The sequence below is a fragment of the Faecalitalea cylindroides genome (assembly GCF_028321995.1).
Classification (GTDB): domain Bacteria; phylum Bacillota_I; class Bacilli_A; order Erysipelotrichales; family Erysipelotrichaceae; genus Faecalitalea; species Faecalitalea cylindroides.
On the sequence record NZ_JAQLXG010000031.1, the window covers coordinates 1 to 3,727 of the forward strand.

Below are 3,727 nucleotides of genomic sequence, written 5' to 3' on the forward strand. Positions count from 1 at the left end.
TGTTCCTTTCGGGCATTGCGAAGAATCTCTGCCAGTGTATCTCCAAAATCAACAATCCTTACCTTTTTTCGTTTGGTTGGTCCGATGATATTCTTGTGCCTTGAACCATCATATCGGATACTGCGTCTGATTGTAAGGCACTGTTCTTCAAGATTCACATCCTGCCATGCCAGACCACAGGCTTCACCGATACGAAGTCCTGCATAATAAGCTATCTGGATTGGAAGTATTGCCGGTGGATTGTAATCCTGTAGAAATTCAATCAGTCTTTCATAATCCTCTCGTGGAATTGGCTGTATATCGCCATCCATGTCATCATCAGAAAACAGGTCAACCTCATCCGTCTGGTATTTCAGCTTAATATACTGCATCGGATTGAAAGTGATATATTGCTTTGGTGATACTGCAAACCGGAATGACTGCTGTAATACTGCCGAGAAAGAACGAATGTAATCTTTGCTGTAACCTTTTCTTTCTGAACCATCGGGATAAGTGCCACCAAAGGAAAGCAGATCGAAGAAGGCTTGTAAATGCTCAGATGTTACATTTTTCAACTTTCTCTCTGAAATTGGATGCTTCTTGATGTTGGTAATGGCACCAAGGTAATTCTGGACTGTCCCATTACTGAGAGTACCGGTCTTTAATTCTTCCTCTGCCCATATATCAAGTAATTCTCCAACTGTAATATTTTCCGACTTTGCAATGAATTTCTTGCTTTCGTAATCGTCCATTGCCTGACGGAGCAGTTTTTCCGTTTCACTTTTGCTTTCTGTTCCAGCGTATTCTTTCTGAACCAGATTGCCGCTTGCATCTTCTACATAGAAGCGGTAGTACCATTTCTTTCCTTTTTTTCTTACAGATCCTTTTGCCATAATCGTGTGTCTCCTTTCGATATCAGACAATCGGAACTGATGAAATGCTTCTTGCGTGTAAGTATATCATAACTCCGGTTGTCGTTCTATACCGAATCGGAATCCTCATACAAAACTTCTGATAAAAGATTTTCAAGCCTTTGTTCTGCCATTTCCGGTTTCTTGGAATAAAGCCTTACGATATCTGCCATGTCGTTAAAGGCATTAACAGTGTGGGTGATCTCCCGGAGAAACATAATCTCGTTATATTCATCATTCGATTCAAACCCCATTACTTTTGCAATATCAGCTTCATTCGTGTTGCCCTTGTAATTCTTGCAGGCAAACTGGAATGATTCCAGAAACAGGTTATATTGCTTTAACATCAACAGCAGTAAATCTTTGGAAAAAGCATCTTCCTTTTTACTAAGGTCGAGAGGTAACTGTTTGAGAATATCGCCCATTGCATCACGAATCTGTAATTCTTTCTTATCCGTAATATCGGTTTCGTATTCATCGGTTTCCCCTCTGAGCCATTCAATAGATACATGAAGTGCTTCCGAAAGACCTTCCAGCACCATCTTTTTGGTATTGTCAATCGAACCATTCTCATAACGCAGGATTGTGGAAGCTGTAACTCCCATCTTCTCTGCAACATAAGGCTGTGTCAGATTTAATTCCAGACGACGCTGTTTTGCCCTGCTGCCTATCAGCTTGCGTAGTTCTTTATCTTTCATGCTGATTGCCTCCTTTTTCGGTATGTATGAATTATAGCATGTACCTCACATAATTGCAATATGCAATTTAATGATTATTTTTAAAATTTCATAACGCTTGACAACACAATATAAAACCGCTATACTAACAGCACAACATAAATTGCATAATGCAATTTATAAGGAGGTGACAAGATGACGGAAAGAAAGATTGCATTATCCATCGAGGAAGCAGCCGACTATACAGGAATTGGCAGAAACACTTTGAGAAAGCTGGTTGAATGGAAGAAGCTTCCGGTATTAAAGGTCGGAAGAAAAGTCCTTATTAAAACTGACATTCTGGAAAAGTTCATGGAAGCCAACGAGGGGCGTGATCTGAGGGATAAAGGAAATGTAAAAGCTGTCACAAGAAATGTGGCAACTTAAAAAGGCGGCTTCCTAAGAAACCGCCAAAGGTTCTATCAGACCGAAGCCATGATATACCTACACGCAAGAGGATTATACCATGTGCTTCTCCTGATATGCAACCGGGAACTGTTGTTTATCGGAAAAAGAAAGGATGAAGACGATATGGCGAAATCAACAAAGACTTATGAAGAAAGAATACGTGCATTAGAGAAAAAGGAACAGGAAAGCATTGAAGCTACAAAAAAGCTCATTGCACAGCGGAAGGAACTGGAAAAGCGAAAGAAAGCAGAGGAAAGTAAAAAACGAACCCACAGGCTCTGTCAGATTGGTGGCGCAGTGGAATCGGTTCTTGGCTGTCCGATTGAGGAGGAAGATTTACCAAAGTTGATAGGCTTCTTAAAAAGGCAGGAAACAAACGGAAAGTTTTTCTCAAAGGCGATGCAGAAAGAGCCACTTACAGATATGGAGGAAGTGTAATGGCAGAGGGAGTGGGTTTTCCATTCCCTTCATTGCCTTTGAATGAAGGGCGCACTTATGGACAACCAGAGGTCGTCCTTATAAGTTTGCCACAAGTGGCAACCGGTCTGCGCTTACGCTTGCCGGGCTCGTTCCGTCGGCGGGGCTTTCAGCCAGACCTGCTCATGCCGCAGGGGGCACTCTTGCGCAGAGGGCGTTCCGACAGCTTCACTTCTGCCAAACCAGAAGAAGATGCTGTCGGAAATCAATGCCGGATACGGCAGAAAGGGGGAATCGTATCATGGCGATATTTCACTTTACAGTAAAGATTGTCGGGCGCAGTAAAGGAAAATCTGTCATATCCGCATCGGCATATCTTAATGGAGATGTGATGAAGAATGAGGAAACAGGCAGGATCAGTTACTATACTTCCAAAAATGAAGTCGTCTACACCAGTCTGATGATGTGCGAAAATGCACCTCCTGAATGGCTGCATGTACCGGAAGAAAATATAAAAAGGTTTCAACAGTCTATCCGTTATAAAAGAGCGGATGATAAAGATGCCGCACTGGAAAAGTTTAAAATCACATTTCAGAAACAGCGTCTATGGAATGAGGTATTGAAGATAGAAAAAAATGCAGATGCACAGCTTGGACGCTCATTTGAATTTTCCCTGCCGAAAGAATGGAGCAGACAGGAACAGATTGATTATACAACCGAATATATTCAAAAAACTTTCGTGGACAAGGGAATGTGTGCCGATTGGAGCATACACGATAAGAACGATGGAAACCCACATGTGCATTTACTTGTAACCATGCGACCATTCAATCCGGATCATTCATGGGGCAACAAAGAAGTCAAGGACTGGGATTTTGTCAGAGATACTGAGGAAAATATCGTGGTTGATGAATCCCACCCGGATTGGTGGCAGGATAAGAAAAATCCAGACCGTCATGGAATCCGTATTCCGGTACTTGATGAAAACGGAGTACAGAAAGTCGGGGCAAGAAACAGAAAACAATGGAAACGGGTTCTGACCGATGCTACCGGCTGGAATAATCCAAAGAATTGTGAGTTATGGCGAAGCGAATGGGCTGGGATGTGTAACCGGCATTTATCCATAGACAATCAGATTGACCACCGCTCTTATGAAAGACAGGGCAAATTAAAAATCCCTACGATTCATGAGGGTGCGGATGCAAGAAAGATTGAGGAAAAATATCTCACCGGACAGATATGGAATGGTTCATGGAAGGTAGAGGAAAACCAGATGATTAAAAAACAAAATGCACT

The 3,727-nt window shown here is 42.1% G+C and carries 5 protein-coding genes; 3 read left to right on the forward strand and 2 right to left on the reverse strand.

Annotated features, from left to right (window positions below; all coding sequences use genetic code 11):
• Positions 1–872 (reverse strand): tyrosine-type recombinase/integrase (locus PND65_RS09510; RefSeq protein WP_271991851.1); only part of this gene is annotated, 872 nt, incomplete at its 3' end.
• 86 nt (positions 873–958) lie between these two features.
• Positions 959–1,588: a helix-turn-helix domain-containing protein gene (locus PND65_RS09515; protein WP_003505395.1), complete on the reverse strand. Its 630-nt coding sequence runs from the start codon at positions 1,586–1,588 to the stop codon at positions 959–961.
• A gap of 174 nt (positions 1,589–1,762) precedes the next feature.
• Here PND65_RS09515 and PND65_RS09520 point away from each other — a divergent pair, with 174 nt between their 5' ends.
• The 3 genes from PND65_RS09520 to PND65_RS09535 all read left to right on the forward strand — a co-directional run.
• Positions 1,763–1,993: a helix-turn-helix domain-containing protein gene (locus tag PND65_RS09520; protein WP_003505382.1), complete on the forward strand. Its 231-nt coding sequence runs from the start codon at positions 1,763–1,765 to the stop codon at positions 1,991–1,993.
• Between the two features lie 144 nt (positions 1,994–2,137).
• Positions 2,138–2,452, forward strand: a complete 315-nt coding sequence (locus PND65_RS09525; RefSeq protein WP_014080633.1) for a hypothetical protein — start codon at positions 2,138–2,140, stop codon at positions 2,450–2,452.
• A 280-nt stretch (positions 2,453–2,732) separates the two neighbouring features.
• The coding region (locus PND65_RS09535) for a MobA/MobL family protein (RefSeq protein WP_271991849.1) at positions 2,733–3,727 on the forward strand (995 nt) is incomplete at its 3' end.

Excerpts from the sequence above, each read along its gene's own strand:
- PND65_RS09525 (WP_014080633.1), top strand. The coding sequence starts at position 2,138 with ATGGCGAAATCAACAAAGACTTATGAAGAAAGAATACGTGCATTAGAG.
- PND65_RS09520 (WP_003505382.1), top strand. The coding sequence starts at position 1,763 with ATGACGGAAAGAAAGATTGCATTATCCATCGAGGAAGCAGCCGACTAT.
- PND65_RS09515 (WP_003505395.1), bottom strand. The coding sequence starts at position 1,588 with ATGAAAGATAAAGAACTACGCAAGCTGATAGGCAGCAGGGCAAAACAG.